Source organism: Chitinophaga ginsengisegetis, from assembly GCF_900168065.1.
Lineage (GTDB): Bacteria > Bacteroidota > Bacteroidia > Chitinophagales > Chitinophagaceae > Chitinophaga > Chitinophaga ginsengisegetis.
In genome coordinates this window covers 841,489-858,681 of record NZ_FUZZ01000003.1, presented here as the reverse complement: position 1 = coordinate 858,681, position 17,193 = coordinate 841,489, and the positions used below count along the sequence as shown (strand labels likewise).

The following is a 17,193-nucleotide window of genomic DNA, read 5'->3' as shown; positions in this document are numbered from 1 at the left end:
CAATCATAATTTTCACTGTTCATTTTGTTCATTCAGAAAGAGGGATTAGGAGAAAAACAGGCCGGAGAATGCGTGGTAACCTCGTTAAAACGGGAATAGAGAAAAAAAATTAGCGTCGTCAGCAAAAAGTTATACTTCCCTCCATCTCTTTCAAAGTTTAAAAAAATAATATATTAATATTATTTATATAAAAATATTATATTGTACGTCATCATATTTATATATGATATCCAGATAACAACTAAGGAGGTAGGTATTTATTATTATCTATTTTTATATATATAATTCAGTTTAATATTTTCTGTTCATTTTGTTCATTCAGCAATTCGAAAATCTAAACGCAAATACGATACGTAATTAAACAAGTACCGACAATTCGAAAATCCATTTATTGTCCCCTATGATTGATCTATCCTATGACTTTATCATTACCCTGCAGAATGAAGTTCTACGCAGGTTTGGTGTTGAAGTCATGTTGCCAGGAGATTGCAAACATCTCTCTCAGTCCATATTGGATAACACCACGAAACTGGTAAGCGAAACTACGCTTAAAAGGGTGTTCGGATTCGCTGTAGCTCAACACAGCTTCTCCAGATACACCCTGAATACGCTTTCGCAATATTGCCAATATAAAGACTGGGAAGACTTTCAGCAACATCACTACCGGAAGCTGAACACCGCTTCCAGGACAACCAATGCGTCTACTTCAGCCGCAGCATTGGATAATAGTAAATGGTCTGATTTGAAAAACAAAGCAGATGCCGTTTCCCATTACACCATGCTTACCCTCAAGAACCGCTCTGGTATTGCCTTCCCGTACACCGTTCACAGGCCATTCTGTAACGCCCACATTGAAAAATTCCTGGAAAGCGACTACGCGGCCACCGCCTTAATAGCGCCCTCCGGATGGGGCAAATCACTGGCATTGGTGCATCTCGCGGAATACTGCTGGTTTGGTAAAGAAGCCCGTTATAAACAGGATGTTTGCTGGTTTATCCACGCTCATGCCGCCGGCAGCCTCCTGCTGAAAGGATTCTCCCTTTCATCCTGGCTGGATAACCAGATGAACCTCGGTAACGGCGAAAACTTCCGCGAATACTTTTCCAGCCACTTCGATAAAAAAGGCGGACGCCTTATATTAATAATAGACGGCTTCGACGAAATCGCTGTAGCTGGCGAAAAACTCCGTTTACTATATTCCAAACTGGAAGACTTCGTATATTCCAACGATTTATACCCCTGGGTAAAAGTGATCCTTTCTATCCGGAGCAGCACCTGGGCCGAAATATTCCAGCACTCCCAGCAATATCCCGCCTTCCGGCGCTATTGGTACCTGGGCGCTGAAATGGATGAAGAAACCAATATCAACATGCCCCGGCTTACGGAACAGGAAGTGAAGTCTATTCTTTATAACCACCAGTTTGATCCTGCTACTGTACGACTGTTCTCTGAAAACTTCCTGCAAAAACTGCGTTATCCTTATTACCTGCAACTCTTTTGTCAGCTTAACAGCGGTCCGGATCAAACCTTTGTAGATGAACACCTTAGCCTGTTCGAGATTGTATCGCGCTTTATCCAGAACCGCGTGTTCAACTCCCAGAGCAATTCTTTCAAAATAAAAATCATCGAAAAATTACTGACCCTGCTCGATCTCGGCAGAACAGGAATCTATGCGGATAAAAATTTACTGCTCACTCAAAACGCTGATCTGTTCCCTGCCTACAAAGAACTGCTCGCCGATAATATATTAGTGGAAGAAAACCTGAGCCAGGAAATTATGTTCAACGTGAAGGTGCGCTTTGCCCACACCATGCTGCTCGAATATTTTGTGGCCATGCACTACCTGAAAGAAAATGGCCAGGAAATAAATGAACCACTGCTGATGGCGATACTCGAACACCTGCCACAGTCGCCATACCGTATAGGCGTATTCAGATGGCTGCTCCGCTATGCCATTAACCACGCGCAGATCGATGGCATCATCAAAATGTTGCATTTACCATTATCCAACATAGAAAAATCCCACCTGCTGGAATACCTGGTATTACATTACCAGCACGACGGCAACAATCAAGGAGAACTTAAATCCATCTTCCCGGCGGGCTTCTTCAAGAAAAACCCTATTGGCCCCTTTATCAGTGACGAATTTATTCATTTCAGGAAACGCAAAGTACTTACCGCTTTGCTGGGACTTGCTGAAGCCCGGGAAGATAAACTCAAAATCAGAAGCAAATTATTCACAATGGCCCTGCTGCAACTCGATGCAGAACAGTGCGAAATAGAACTCAACAACATAAAAAAAATCTACACAGCCGATGAATTTGAAGATGAACTTTGGGTAACACCTTATGAAATCCAGCTCTTCATCTATGAATTCCTCAAATTTGGTATTATAAACGAAGATATCCGGGAGAAGATCTATAACTATTTCCGCTACTGGACCGGCGGTGGCAAGAAGCCCATCAGTGAGCCCCAGGAAATCGTATTCCGGAATATGGGCATCGTTTTCACCCTGCTGGGAGATAACGAACACTTGCTGAGCTTTACTACCCGGATCTTTGAAACATATCCATCTTTACAACACCGTAAAACAGATTCACTCCGCCTCATGCTGCTCTGCTGGCAGGCACAAGCCTACCTCGGCCTCGGCCAAACAGCGTCTGCTGCGAGGATTTGCCGCCATACCGACCAGGTGATCAAGAAATATTCTGTCGATTATTTTGGTGGAAAATACCTGGAATCTGTGCAGAAACTGCTATACGCAGGCGTATATTTTAACGAACACGAATTCAATAAAGCCATCCGTACAGCAGAAACAGCCGTGGAAAACGCACAAAAACTGGATTTCAAAGTATTGGCGCTGATGAATTTCGGACTGCTGAACAAGATCTATCAGCAACTGCAAATGGATAAACAAAAAAATGATACGGTGCAGCAAATAGAACTCATCCGGAAAAGTACTTCCTTTAAACAGGCAGTTTCAAACTTTGCGAGGTGATTATGGCATAATTTTGCTTTATTGCGTAGCATAATGGCCATAGACGAAAGCAAATATACCGTAGTACAGAATATATTGTTCAACACATTGAGTCTGTTGACTTTACTATTGCTGGCACCCTATATCAACAGCTTTACGCCTCCACTCGTGGCAAATGGCTGGCACATCGATCTGCTATTGGCCGTAGTGGCTAGTTTCATAGTCGTTTATGTACTCCGCTGGATCTTCAGGCCACTGATCATTCCCATCTTTTTACTGGTATGCAGTGTAATGGTCGTTAACAAACTTAGTGACCGCTATACCTTTTATAATGTGCTCAACGATTATAAAGGTATGGTGCAGGGAAACCTCAACACCAAAGGCAGCAAGCAGCTGGATATCCTCAGTCTTTACCCGAGAAGGGTAGAAAGCTACCGCGATAAAACCGTTCGCGGCATGCGGGAAAAGATCAACTTCCAGGACTCGGTGGTCCGCAACTTCTCCGTGAAGCACTCCCTCGATTATTACGATGAGTATTTCTATAAATACGGAAAAATAACCCGGTTCCTGTCCCTGTTCCGGTTTATCAACAGCCAGTTCAAATATGTGCTGGACTCCCGCCGTGATGAATACTTTGCCACCGCACAGGAAACCATACAAAATGGCCTGGGCGGCGACTGCGACGATCACTCTATCCTGATGACCTCCTGTCTGCAATCGATCGGGGCGAGGTGCCGTATTGTACTGGTAAAAGGCCATGCCTACCCGGAGCTTTATTGCGGCGACAAAGAGGAGTTTGAAATCATGAAACAGGCTATCATCACGCTTTTTCCGAAACCCGCCGTGAAAGAAATATACTATCACGAGCTGAAGGGCGAGTACTGGATTAACCTGGACTACACGGCCCGCCGCCCTGGCGGACCTTATATGAATGATAAAGTTTATGCCCTGATTGAGCTTTGATCCTTAAATTTGCCGCATGAGTCAATTTAACCGCCTGCGGAAATACCATAGCTTTTTTCGATTCAAAAAGGATTTCGAACAATACAGTTTAAAGAGTGCCAAAAGCTATGAGCTCATATTACATTGGTTACACAGTAAAATGAGCCGCAGCCAGTTCCTCCTGCTCTCCGGTATCCTGGTAGGATGTTCCGCAGGATTAGCCGGCGTCATCTTAAAAAGCCTGGTCCACTATATTCATTATGTAATCACCTATAAAGTACATTTCAGCACCCAGGTTATTTTTTATGTAGTGTTCCCCTTTCTGGGAATTGTGCTTACTACACTCATGGTCATCTGGTTTTTCAAGGGGCAGTCGAGGAAAGGCATACCAGCTATCCTGCACGAAATAGCCCGGAACTCCAGCCTGATCCCTCCTGTAAAAATGTATTCCCAGATATTGCAGAGTGCCATCACCGTAGGGCTTGGTGGCTCCGCCGGATTGGAAAGTCCTATCGCTGTTACCGGCGCCGCCCTTGGTTCCAATTATGCACGTACCTATAAACTTGGTTATAAAGAACGCACGCTGTTATTGGCTGCCGGCGCTACTGCCGGTATAGCGGCCGCATTCAATGCACCCATTGCCGGGATGATGTTTGCTTTTGAGATATTACTTACCGGCGTGGTATTTTCTGATTTCATGCCGCTGATTGTGGCGGCCGTTTGCGGTAGTTTACTTTCTAAAATTATTTTACAGGAAGAAGCGCTGTTTCATTTTGAGTCAAGGGTTGCTTTTAACTATCACAACGTACCCTATTATATAGCCCTGGGCATACTCAGTGGATTTTACGCAAGATATTACGTAGTCATCTCACAAAAAATAGAACATTTCTTTCACTCGCTCAACTGGACAGCGTTGCAACGCGCCATCCTGGGCGGTGTGCTGGTATCCGCCCTCTGCGTGGCGCTGCCGCCTTTATTCGGGGAAGGATACTCCAGTGTGAAATCGCTGGCTGCCGGCAACGGCGAAGCTATTCTCCAAAACAGTTTCTTCCGGTATCTTCCCATACAAAGCTGGATGATACTGGTGTTTACCGGCTGCGTGTGTTTGCTGAAAGCATTGGCTGCATCCGTCACTATACAAAGCGGTGGTAACGGGGGGAACTTTGCGCCATCCCTCTTTGCAGGCGGCTTCCTGGGATTTTTTTATGCGATGGTTTGTCAGCAGATGGGATTCACTGATATCCCGGTTACCAACCTGGTAATTGTGGGTATGGCTGGTGTAATGGCCGGCGTGATGTATGCCCCGCTTACCGCCATCTTCCTGATTGCCGAATCCAGCTCCGGGTACGATCTTTTCATCCCGCTGATGATTGTTTCTACCATCTCTTTCCTGATGGCAAAATGGTTTTCACCTATCTCACCGGAAATCAAGGAACTGGCAAAAGACGGTAAAGTATTTACGCATGCCCATGACAAAAACATCCTGCTGCTCCTGAAAATGGAAGACCTCCTGGAAACAGATGTGCAAACAATTTCCATTGACGCTACCCTGCGGGATATCATAGAACTGGTGAAAGAAGGCAGCCGGAATATTATTGCCGTGGTAAGCCATGAACAACTGTTTGAAGGCATTATTACGCTGGACGAGATCCGGCCGGTTATGTTTAATCCCGAACTGTACGATACCATTACCGTAAAGAAACTGATGCAGGCCCCGCCGGCAGTAGTTAATTTAAAAGATAACATTAACGTGGTGATCAAAAAATTTGATGCTGCCCAGGCATGGAACCTGCCGGTGGTACAGGATAAGCAACTGGTGGGCTTTATCTCCAAATCCAGTATCCTCAATAAATACCGGTTACTTTTGCAGGAATATTCGGAAGGCTGACGGGGAATTTGTGAACACAGAAGGGCTACTTTTGAAACAAAATACCTAAATTTCTTTATACGAAAATCCGATAATGGCGAGAGTTCTGATAAATTTTGCACATCCTGCCCTGGAGAAATCCAGGGTACATTCCCAGCTGCTGCGGGTGGTTAAAAACATCCCGGGGGTTACTTTCAATGACTTGTATGAACAATACCCCGATCTGGATGTGGATGTGGCCCGTGAGCAAAAGCTGCTGGAGCAGCACGATATTATTTTTATGCAGCATCCTTTTTACTGGTACAGCGCACCGGCTATTGTAAAGCAGTGGCTCGACCTGGTGCTGGAACATGGCTGGGCATACGGGCATACCGGTAAAGCCTTACAGGGAAAATATTTCGGCAATATTATTACAGCGGGAGGCGCTGCACATTCCTATGAGCCGGATGGCCATCATGGACATACCGTGCATGAATTTCTGCTGCCTTTTATGCAAACCGCCAAATTGTGCAACATGCATTATACCGCTCCTTATGTGATATACGGCGTGCACCGGCAGGATACTTCAGATATCCAGGAGGATGCAGCCCGGCTGAAACAGGTGCTGGAGCGCCTCCGCGACGATAAATTTGATCTTACACCTTTGCCTGGCCTGAAAGATCTGACTCAAATACTTCAACTACCCGCTCAAACCAGATAATATGGATCAACATTCTTTGCTATTTCAGTCGATGGTATACCTGGCTGCGGCCATTGTATTTGTACCGCTGGCCAAAAAGATGGGACTGGGAGCTGTTTTAGGCTACCTGATCGCGGGTATTATCATTGGTCCTTCTTTACTGGGTTTTATAGGAAGGGAGGGAGAAGATATTATGCATTTCGCGGAATTTGGCGTAGTAATGATGCTGTTCCTCATAGGTATAGAGCTGGAACCGGCGCTGCTGTGGCGGCTGCGTTCCTCCATACTCGGGCTGGGAGGGCTGCAGGTGATATTGAGTGCCGCGGCCATTGCGGGCATTGCCTACCTCGTAGGACAACCAGTGAATACATCGCTGGCGCTGGGAATGATCCTCTCACTGTCGTCTACCGCTATTGTGTTGCAAACCCTGAATGAAAAAGGATGGATGGGCACTTCCGCCGGGCAGAGCGCCTTTTCGGTGTTACTGTTCCAGGATATTGCCGTGATCCCCATGCTGGCCATATTTCCTTTGCTGGCGGGGAACGCCGCCGCAGATGCTGCTTCGCACAATGCTTCCCTAAGGGATAATTTACCTGGCTGGGCGCAAACGCTGGTAGTGCTGGGAGCCGTAGCCATTATCATCATTGCAGGCAGGTACCTGGTGCGGCCGCTGATGCGTATCATTGCCCGCACGCGTGTACGTGAATTATTTACCGCCACCGCTTTGCTGATGGTGGTAGGCATTGCGGTGCTGATGAACCTGGTGGGCCTCAGTTCCGCGCTGGGCGCATTTCTGGGCGGAGTAGTACTCGCCAACAGTGAATACCGGCATGAGCTGGAAAGTGATATTGAACCTTTTAAGGGATTGTTACTCGGCTTGTTTTTTATTGCCGTTGGAGCGTCTATTGATTTCAACCTGATTATGAAGCAGCCCTGGCTGATCATGGGTTTAGTGGTGGGTATTATGGCATTGAAAGGTATTGTACTACTGTTGCTGGGAAAGATTTTCAAACTGAGCACCGATCAGAACCTGCTATTTGCCTTTGCCCTCGCGGATATCGGTGAGTTTGCGTTTGTGTTGCTGTCGTTCACCGGCCAAACAGGGCTGATGAGTAAGGAAATGACCGCCATGATAACAGCGGTAGTAGCCATCAGTATGGCGCTCACCCCGCTGATTATGCTGGTGTATGAAAAAGTGATCCAGCCATATTATACCCGGTCGGAAATAAAGGCCGAAAGGGAAGCGGATGAGATCAATGAAAAGAATCCGGTGATCATTGCAGGCTTTGGCCGCTTTGGCAGTATGACCGGGCGTTTCCTGCGGGCCAATGGCATTCATGCTACGGTGTTGGACCTGGATTCCGACCGGGTAGATGCACTGCACAACCTGGGTATTAAAGTATATTATGGAGATGCATCCCGTTACGACCTGCTCGTTGCCGCAGGCGCTAAGGACGCCAAAATGCTGATCATTGCTACCGATCATGCGGAACAAACGCTGGAGATAGTGAGAATGGCCCAGCGGTATTTTCCGCATCTGCAACTACTGGTAAGGGCAGAAAATAATGAAGATACTTTTGAACTGATGGACCTCGGCGTACTGCATATTTACCGCGAAACGGTAGACACTTCCCTGCGCCTTGGCGTAGACGCCCTGCGCATGCTGGGCGGAAGGGCTTACCGGAGCGAACGTGCCGCACGGACGTTTTTCCGCCAGGACGAACGTACCCTGAAAGGCTTATCTGCACTGCGCGACGATAAAAAGCAATATATCAGTTCCATGAAGGAACGTATTGATGAAATGGAAAAGCTCATTTCATCCGACCGTGTAAAAACATGGCTGGATGAAGGACAGGGCTGGGATCCTGAATCATTGCGTGATGAGATCCGGGGAGAAAAAATTGATGAGGAATAATTTACTGCTGAATATGCTGGATAATGAGTTCCGCCACATGATGTAACAAACCCACATCTACCGGGTTTAAATGATCGTGAATAGGCTTACTGGAAACAGCGCGTACATAGCCTTCTTCATCGGGCTCAAAAGTAATTTCATGCTCTTCAATGGCTACCTTATAAACCGTTTTAAATTGCTGATGAGCGGTTTGCACATCCAGGATGTGCGGATGCCCTTTGTATTCAAATTTAAGTGTGAAGAAGTCAGACATATCATTATTACCGTTGTGCAGTATTCACTTCGCTTTCATCGTGCTGGCGATGATAGTAACGTTTGATCCTGTTTTTTTCATCACGGGAAAACTGATGAATTAACCACAGGAAAAAACAAGCAAGACCGCTGATGATCAATATGTAGCCTATAAAACCCAGGGTATGGAACACTTTGAACCACATCCAGTCGTTGGTTAGGGCATACTGCGCTAAGATAGCTAAAATCAATCCTGCTGACGCTAATACAATTGCAATTTTTTTTATGGGGGGAACTTTGTGGATGTAAAAATCTGTTTCCAGGAATTAAAGGGACAAACGAAATGCCACACATATTTACGCGCTATACTCCATTACGGATGTAATTCACGTAGATATTTCTCTACATTACGAGAGCTATAACGGAGCAATGTGTAAGATTGTTACAGTTGCAAACGAATTCCCAGCTTGTTTAATCCCTTTACCAGGAAGAGCATGATTACTGCAAAAAAAGCGCACCAGGCAATACCCGGCAGTCCTTCTCCCAATACAGCCGGCAGGCTGATCCCCGCAAGCAACATTCCATAAAAAACAATATCCGGTAGTATATAGGTAAGCAAAGGATTGGAACCGGCAGGCCGGAAGAAAGCCGTCCACTTACTGATCTGTTTTACATCTATCAGAAAATATAACAAAGAAAATATGGCCACGCATATCGCGCTGCTATACAGGCACCAGCTGGGTGTAGCCTGGATCTTGGATAGTTTATAGGCAGGTCTTAACAGCATGCCGGCAATCAACAGTAAAGCAAAGTACCCCGTTACACGCGACACCAGCTTACTCCCCTTCAGACCGAGGTCTTCATCAAAATAAAATAATGTCAGCAACATACCCGACAAAACAATAGCCGTATGCGCCGCGTGGCCTGCCTGTGAAGTAAGCCAGCTCCATTCTCCCATGAATGGCTGCTTGCATAAAATATAATACCCGATACACACAGCAATCATCAGCATAATAGCGCCAGCCACCCCTTTAAATACCTGGTAAATAATACATGCATACAGGTATGCCCAGCCTATGAGTCCCAGGATGCCCCACCAATCCGGCGTTAACCGCTCCGTTCCATCTTCACCACCGCGAAAAATCAATGCCAGTATAATCAACCCAATCATGCCCACCCCTTTGAAACACCACGAAAGCCATGCGTTTTTGAACTTATAAACATTCCATACCAGTATGGCGGATATATAAAATAAAAGCGACCATGCGGCGCCACTCATCCCGGTAGCAGCAGCATTCACTTTTTCGGCATTTACCATAAAAATACCCAACACCCACAAACCCAATGTGCGCCAGGCAATATGCCGCTGCAACTGCCAGAAGGTATCTCCTTTTGCCAGCCGGCTATTGATGGCGAAAGGCACCGACATCCCCACTATAAACAGGAAAGCAGGGAACACAACATCTACAAATGTCATCCTGTCTTCATTACCATGCGCATGCTGCATCCATGAAGGGATACCGCTCACACCCGCCACACTGTTAACGAAAATCATGACAAGAATAGTAATCCCGCGGAAAGCATCGATAGATAAAATGCGGCCAGTCTTTAAATTGTTGATCATAAGCGTTGCAGGTAAGGAAATGACTTTGTACCAAAATACATTATTTACTTTATATTCTTCTGCTGCCGTTAAGCCCATTTTAATAATCAGGGTGATAAAAAATAATTACCTTTCTTCCGGTAACAAAATCTCAACAGCTTATGATAAAATCTATCCTCACCGGAACCGGTTTGGCTGCCATTACCTGTTTCACTGCATGTAACCAGGGGCAGAAACAACCCGATGCCAACGCTTCTTCCACCCTCGACGCAGTAGCCGCTAATGTAGACAGCACCGTAAATCCCACACAAGATTTTTTTGATTATGCCAACGGCGGCTGGATAAAACGCAACCCTATTCCAGCAGAATACAGTTCATGGGGTATCGGCAACCTGGTACAGGAAGAACTGTACAAACGCCTGCGTATCATCAATGAAAAAGCAGTAGAAAATCCGACCGATCCTATCTCCAAAAAGATTGCCGCCTTCTGGACCAGCGGAATGGATTCTGTCCGCATCAACCAGGATGGTATAAAGCCCATCGAAGCAGACCTGAAAGCGATTGATGCCATTACCACCATTCCGCAACTGGTGCAGGTAGCCTCCAAACTGAACATCACTACGGGCGCATTCTGCAGCCTGTACATCGCGCAGGATGCCAAAAACAGCGACGTCATTGCTGTGCAGCTGGCGCAGGGCGGCTTAGGGCTTCCTAACCGCGACTACTACTTCAACACCGATGCGCGTACCACCAACATCCGGAACGCATATCCCGGCCACGTCGCCAAAATGCTTCAATTTGTTGGCTACGACAGCACCGCCGCTAAAAAAGCCGCTGCAGGCATCATACAACTGGAAACAAGCCTGGCTAAAAACAGCCGCAAGCTGGAAGCACTCCGCGATCCGGAAGCCAACTATCATAAAATGGCTGTAACCCAGCTAAATAAAATTGCAGGGAATATCAACTGGAATGAGTTCATCAAACAACAGGGTATCAACAAATTTGCCGATACCATTATTGTTGGTCAGCCGGAGTTTTATTCCAACCTGAGCAACGCCGTTAAATCGCAACCACTCCAAACCTGGAAAGACTACCTCAAGTGGAACCTGATCAACTCCGCCTCTCAGCATCTCAGCGATACCATCGCCAACACCGACTTCGCGTTTTATGGCACCCTGCTCAAAGGACAGGACAAGCAGAAACCGCGCTGGAAAAGAGTGCTGGATGCTGAGGAAAGCGCAATGGGAGAGGCCCTGGGCCAACTGTTTGTAAAAGAGTTCTTTAATACTACCGCTAAAAAAAGATATGAAAACCTGGTAGAGGAAATACGTACTGAACTAAAAATACGCATTGAACACCTCGACTGGATGAGCGACAGCACCAAGCAAAAAGCATTGTACAAACTCTCCAAAATCACTAAAAAAGTAGGCTATCCTGATAAGTGGAAAGACTTTACCGCGATGGATATCAAGGAACAGTCGTACCATCAGAATATCGAAGCGGCTCACCAGTGGTGGCAAAATTACCAGATCAACAAACTGGGTAAACCGGTTGATCGTAACGAATGGGATATGACTCCGCAAACGTACAACGCTTACTACAACCCCAGCAACAACGAAATTGTGCTGCCCGCCGGTATCTTCACCGTTCCAGGTAAGCGCGACGAAGAACTGGACGATGCCATTGTATACGGCTATGCCGGCGCCTCCACCATTGGTCATGAAATTACGCACGGGTTTGATGATGAAGGCCGTCAGTTTGACGCAGCCGGTAACCTGAAAAGCTGGTGGACCAAAGACGACGAAAAGAAATTCAACGAGCGCGCGGCCGTAATGGTGAAGCAGTTCAACAACTATGTAGTTGTAGATACTTTACGCATCAACGGTAAAGCTACACTTGGTGAAAATATCGCGGATCTCGGCGGTATCCTTCTCGGATGGGAAGCTTTCAAAAAAACAGATCAATATAAGAAGAACGAAAAGATCGCCGGATACACCCCATCACAGCGTTATTTCATGGGTTACTCCCTGGGCTGGCTCGGACATACCAAAAAAGAATCACTGGCCAGGCAGGTGCTCACTGATGTACATTCCCCCGCTAAATTCAGGGTGAACGGACCTTTCAGCGATGTGGACGCGTTTTATGAAGTATACAGCGTGAAACCGGGAGATGGTATGTACCGGCCGGATAGCACGCGGGTGCGCATCTGGTAACGTACATTGTTTATGACACTTATTGTTAAGCCGGGCCTCACGCCCGGCTTTTCTTATGTTTTTATCGCAGGCAAAAAATTATCTTGATGTATATTTGGGGCTTCCGGCCTGGAATTAAAAGAATTGTCAACGAAAAAATAAATGAGAAGAGATCCTGCCAACATAAAGAAAATTATCGGTGTAATCAGTGTAGTCAGTTTAATGCTGGGTAAGCCAACCTTCGCGCAAACTGGCCTTGAGTTGTATAAACCGGCAAAGGAAACTCCCCTCCACTACGTGTGTAAGGAAACTAAAGACAAAGTGGTGATTGATGGTAAACTGGATGAAGCCGGGTGGCAGCAAGCTACCTGGACAGCCGATTTTAAAGATATTGAAGGCGACGCCAAACCCGCACCACCACTACGTACCCGGGTAAAGATGATGTGGGACCAGCAATACCTTTACATCGCAGCCACGCTGCAGGAGCCTCATATCTGGGGAACGCTGGTAGATCATGATGCTATTATTTTCCAGGATAATGATTTTGAAGTATTTATAGATCCCGATGGAGATACCCACCAATACTACGAAATAGAAATCAATGCTTTAAATACGGTGATGGACCTGTTTATGGGTAAGCCGTATCGCAATATGGGAGAGGCTTTGATCAACTGGGACACCAAAGGCATTATCACTGCTATACATATTGATGGTACGATTAATAACCCTTCAGACACCGATAAAGAATGGACAGTGGAGATGGCCGTGCCTTTCAGTGCCCTTAGCTTCTTCAATAAAAATCAACGGCCGGTGGAGAATAGCCTCTGGCGGATCAATTTCTCACGGGTAGAGTGGGACACAGACATTAAAAACGGCAAGTACGTAAAACAACAACGGCCAGAGCATAACTGGGTTTGGTCGCCACAAGGAATTGTGAATATGCATGCGCCGGAACGGTGGGGATACCTGTTGTTTACCAGTAAAGCCAATACTACTTTCCAGTTACCTCCGGCGGAGGAAGCCAAACAATACCTCTGGCAAATCTACAGCGCCCAACTGCAATACAGGCAAGCCAATGGGCGGTATGCCAAAAGTTTAAAAGAGCTGAAGATCCCTGAAAAACAAACCGGTACTAATAAAGAAGTATATACGTTATCAATGGAAAGCATTTCATCACAATACAATGCCAGTGTTTCCGGTAGTAATTTCCCTGGTTCCGTAAATATCAACCAGGAAGGTAAAGTGTATAGTAACAGAAAATAACAGCTATGGATAAACGTCTTTTTATAAAATCATTGGGTATCGGTGGATTGGCATTGGTAAAACCTACGCTGCCAGCCAGCGCTGCTGCTATAAAGGAAACAGCGCCCACGCTGGAAAAGAACGCCGTGCAACACCGGGTGTGGATCAATCCTGATCATAAAGATACCGCTGCCATCTTAAAAGCAAGATATGCTGCTTACAGAAGAGCAGGGATCACAGATATCATGTTTGAGGCAGATAGCGAACTACATTTTAAAACCGCCAAAGCTAATGGTATCAAAGCGCATCGCTGGATGTGGACAATGAACCGCGGAGAAAAAGAATTGCTGGCCAGTCACCCGGAATGGTATGCGCAAAACAGGAAAGGCGAGTCCTGTGCAAACCATCCTCCTTATGTAGATTACTACCGCTGGCTGTGTCCCAGTAAACCGGAGGTAGTGAATTATCTGAAAGACCAGGTGGAAAAAATCCTCTCACTGGATTATGTGGATGGCATTCATCTCGATTATGTTCGCTACTGCGATGTGATATTACCCGTAAATCTCTGGAGCAATTATGGTATTGATCAGTCGAAAGAATTGCCGGAGTATGATTTCTGTTATTGCGAACAATGCCGCAATGCCTATAAAGAAAAACATGGCGTAGATCCGTTACAGATAGAACATCCCGACCAAAGCCCTTCCTGGCGCAAGTTCCGCTACGACCGCATTACTAACGTAGTGAGCAACCTGGCGCAGGTAGCCCAGCAACATAAGAAACCAATTTCTGCAGCAGTGTTTCCTACTCCTGAAATTGCCAAACGTATCGTACGGCAGGACTGGACCAACTGGCCGTTGAACGCCATTTGCCCGATGATCTATCACGGCTTTTACAGGGAAAATGTGAGCTGGATAGGCGATGCGGTGGCAGAAGGGGTGAAGGGGCTGCATGGCGCATTCCCGTTGTATGCAGGGCTGTATCTTCCTGACTTCCACGGCAACTATAACGACCTCGGCGAAGCCGTGAAACTGGCCATCCAGAATGGAGCGGCAGGCGTTTCTATCTTTGGAGAAGTAACACCGGAGGTATTGCGGGTGCTGGGTGAAAATGCTTAAAACAATGGTAAATATTTCGGGGAGATGAAAGCAATAAATATGCTTTCATCTCCCCGAAAATTTTATACCAGTACCTTGAAATTAAAGGGCATTCGATGGTCTGTCTGCTACGGCTTTACCAAAGCTGAGGTTTGGTTTGTTCCCCATTTTAACTACCAGCGTTCCACCGGCCACCACATCCTGGTGGGTGATAAAGCTTTTCGTATATGGTTTACCGTTAAGAGTAACGCTTTGGATATAGATATTCTCTGCACTATTATCGATCGCCTGCACTGTAAAAGTTTTATTGGCGCCTACTTTAATAGATGCTTTGTCGAACAGCGGGCTACCTAATACATATACGCCGCTGGCGGAGTTTTCAGGATAGAAGCCCAGCGAAGAGAATACATACCAGGACGACATCGCGCCGCAATCTTCATTACCCGCAAGTCCTTCCGGCTGGTCGAAGTAGAATTCTTTCATTACCTGTCTTACTTTTTCAGCGGTTTTCCATTGGTAACCGGAGAAAGCGTACATATAGGTAACGTGGTGACTTGGCTCATTACCATGCGCATACATACCTATAAGGCCGGAGATATCGTTAGATGCTTCTGCGCCCATATCGCCTTTAGCGGTGAAGAGGCTATCGAGTTTACTGGTGAAGGCATCGTCGCCGCCCATGAGTTGGATCAGTCCTTCCACGTCCTGTGGCACCAGCCAGGTGTATTGCCAGCCGTTGCCTTCGGTGAAGTCGCCTTTTTCATGAACGGAGTTAAACGGATCGTAAGGTGTTTTGAAGCTGCCATCGCTCATACGCGGGCGTACGAAGCGGATGGTGCTATCGAAATAATTGCGGTAGTAAGCTGCGCGTTTTTTGTAGTATTCAAAATCGGCTGTTTTGCCTAATTTCTTTGCCATGGCTGCAATACACCAGTCGTCGATGGCGTATTCCATTGCTTTGGAAACGGATTCATATTCTTTGTCTGCCGGGATGTAGCCCAATTCTTTTACGTATTTCAGGCCAAGATCATCACGGTTGGCGGTAACTTTCATGGCTTCAAAAGCTTCTTCTGCGTTGAATCCTTTAAATCCTTTCAGGTAAGCGTCCACAATAGGAGGTACTGCGTGATAGCCCACCATACAGTTGGTTTCATTACCCATCAGCGGCCATACCGGCAATTTGCCCTGTTGTTTGTGGATGGTGAGCATCGAGTTCACGAAGCTGTTCACCTTTTCAGGATGCAGGATGGTAGCGAGTGGTGCGCAGGAACGATAAATATCCCAGAGAGAAAATACGGAATAGTTATCGAAGCCTGGGTTGGCATATACTTTTTTATCGGTGCCACGGTAGCTGCCATCATGATCGTTGAACAACGCCGGATCAATCATGGTGTGATACATGGCGGTATAAAATACGCGGCGTGCGGCCTCGTCTCTTGTTTCAATGCTTACTTTGGCCAGTTCCTTGTCCCATTTAGCATTGGCGCTGTTAATGGTTTTGATAAAGTCCCATCCTGGTATTTCCGCCTTGATATTAGCCAGTGCGTTTTCGCTGCTTACAGGGGAGATGCCTACTTTCAGCATTACCTGTCCGGGCGATTTATCGAATACGATAACGCCTTTGGCTTCTTTCGATTTTACTTCTTTACCGGTTTGTTTATTATCTCCATCAAATACCTGGAATTGTTTCACCGGCACATTTGATTTAATGGCAAACCAGAGGCGTTGGTCCTCCGCCCATCCTTTGGAGTAGCGGTATCCTTCGAGCGTATATTCATCTACCTGGCGGATAAATGTTTCCACCGGTGCATCCCAGCCGATACCTTCTTTCAGGTCGATGATGATATTGGCAGGTTGATTTTTCGGGAAAGTGTACTTATGAAAAGCCACTCTTTCTGAAGCGGTTAATTCTGCTTTAATGTTGTAGTCGTCCAGCTGAACGGCGTAGTAGCCGGGACGCGCGGTTTCGCGGTTATGAGAATAGTGGGAGCCATATCCGGAGGTGGGATCTTCCTGTGTGCCGCGGCTGGTTCTCACTTTACCGGTGTAGGGCATAATGAGTACATCGCCCAGGTCGCCGATACCGGTTCCGCTGAGGTGCATCTGCGAGAAGCCTATTAATACGCTGTCTGAATAGTGATACCCGGAGCACCAATCCCAACCTTTTACAATATTGGTAGGTCCTGTTTGTACTGCGCCATAAGGAACGCTGGCGCCAACAAATACGTGACCGTGGCCGCCGGAGCCGATATAAGGATCTACTGAAGCAACTGATTTACTTTCAACAAAGCCTGGCAATGGTGCTGACTTCTTCTGTGCACTTGTTTGAATGCCGTGAAACAGCATCGCTGATAACGCAAATGCACTACCTATCTTGATTCCCGTGTTCATAATCAAAAACCTTTAATAATCCGGCAATTTACGCCCGGATTATTACTTTTTCAGTTAATT

12 protein-coding genes are annotated in these 17,193 nt (G+C 46.4%); 8 read left to right on the top strand and 4 right to left on the bottom strand.

All coding sequences use genetic code 11. The features are described from left to right. The first annotated feature begins 400 nt into the window (after nucleotides 1-400). The 5 genes from B5Z18_RS22250 to B5Z18_RS22230 all read left to right on the top strand — a co-directional run bounded on the left by B5Z18_RS22250 (nucleotide 401) and on the right by B5Z18_RS22230 (nucleotide 8,380). Nucleotides 401-2,998, top strand: coding sequence for an NACHT domain-containing protein (locus B5Z18_RS22250; protein WP_133256125.1), 2,598 nt, complete (start codon nucleotides 401-403; stop codon nucleotides 2,996-2,998). A 21-nt stretch (nucleotides 2,999-3,019) separates the two neighbouring features. Next, nucleotides 3,020-3,940, top strand: a complete 921-nt coding sequence (locus tag B5Z18_RS22245) for a transglutaminase-like domain-containing protein (RefSeq protein WP_235015985.1) — start codon at nucleotides 3,020-3,022, stop codon at nucleotides 3,938-3,940. Nucleotides 3,941-3,956: 16 nt separating this feature from the next. Beyond that, nucleotides 3,957-5,807: a chloride channel protein gene (locus B5Z18_RS22240; protein ID WP_079471687.1), complete on the top strand. Its 1,851-nt coding sequence runs from the start codon at nucleotides 3,957-3,959 to the stop codon at nucleotides 5,805-5,807. 73 nt (nucleotides 5,808-5,880) lie between these two features. Further along, on the top strand, nucleotides 5,881-6,486 hold the full coding sequence (locus B5Z18_RS22235; RefSeq protein WP_079471686.1) for an NAD(P)H-dependent oxidoreductase: 606 nt from the start codon (nucleotides 5,881-5,883) through the stop codon (nucleotides 6,484-6,486). Between the two features lies 1 nt (nucleotide 6,487). Further along, nucleotides 6,488-8,380: a monovalent cation:proton antiporter-2 (CPA2) family protein gene (locus tag B5Z18_RS22230; RefSeq protein WP_079471685.1), complete on the top strand. Its 1,893-nt coding sequence runs from the start codon at nucleotides 6,488-6,490 to the stop codon at nucleotides 8,378-8,380. Nucleotide 8,381: 1 nt separating this feature from the next. Here B5Z18_RS22230 and B5Z18_RS22225 read toward each other — a convergent pair whose 3' ends face one another. From B5Z18_RS22225 to B5Z18_RS22215, 3 genes are all read right to left on the bottom strand, one after another. After that, nucleotides 8,382-8,633 carry a hypothetical protein gene (locus B5Z18_RS22225; protein ID WP_079471684.1) on the bottom strand — a complete coding sequence of 84 codons (252 nt, stop codon included), beginning with the start codon at nucleotides 8,631-8,633 and terminating at the stop codon, nucleotides 8,382-8,384. 7 nt (nucleotides 8,634-8,640) lie between these two features. Then, complete coding sequence (locus B5Z18_RS22220; RefSeq protein ID WP_079471683.1) at nucleotides 8,641-8,862, bottom strand: hypothetical protein; 222 nt, start codon at nucleotides 8,860-8,862, stop codon at nucleotides 8,641-8,643. Nucleotides 8,863-9,053: 191 nt separating this feature from the next. Then, on the bottom strand, nucleotides 9,054-10,235 hold the full coding sequence (locus tag B5Z18_RS22215; protein ID WP_159454389.1) for a DUF5009 domain-containing protein: 1,182 nt from the start codon (nucleotides 10,233-10,235) through the stop codon (nucleotides 9,054-9,056). A 140-nt stretch (nucleotides 10,236-10,375) separates the two neighbouring features. Between B5Z18_RS22215 and B5Z18_RS22210 the strand changes: the two genes are divergently transcribed. From B5Z18_RS22210 to B5Z18_RS22200, 3 genes are all read left to right on the top strand, one after another. Beyond that, nucleotides 10,376-12,427: a M13 family metallopeptidase gene (locus B5Z18_RS22210; protein WP_079471681.1), complete on the top strand. Its 2,052-nt coding sequence runs from the start codon at nucleotides 10,376-10,378 to the stop codon at nucleotides 12,425-12,427. Between the two features lie 141 nt (nucleotides 12,428-12,568). Continuing rightward, the gene (locus B5Z18_RS22205; RefSeq protein WP_079471680.1) at nucleotides 12,569-13,669 is read left to right on the top strand and encodes a carbohydrate-binding family 9-like protein; all 1,101 of its coding nucleotides are present in this window, start codon (nucleotides 12,569-12,571) and stop codon (nucleotides 13,667-13,669) included. 5 nt (nucleotides 13,670-13,674) lie between these two features. Beyond that, complete coding sequence (locus B5Z18_RS22200) at nucleotides 13,675-14,763, top strand: family 10 glycosylhydrolase (protein ID WP_079471679.1); 1,089 nt, start codon at nucleotides 13,675-13,677, stop codon at nucleotides 14,761-14,763. 81 nt (nucleotides 14,764-14,844) lie between these two features. Here B5Z18_RS22200 and B5Z18_RS22195 read toward each other — a convergent pair whose 3' ends face one another. Beyond that, nucleotides 14,845-17,133, bottom strand: coding sequence for a GH92 family glycosyl hydrolase (locus B5Z18_RS22195; protein WP_079471678.1), 2,289 nt, complete (start codon nucleotides 17,131-17,133; stop codon nucleotides 14,845-14,847). Nucleotides 17,134-17,193: the final 60 nt, after the last annotated feature.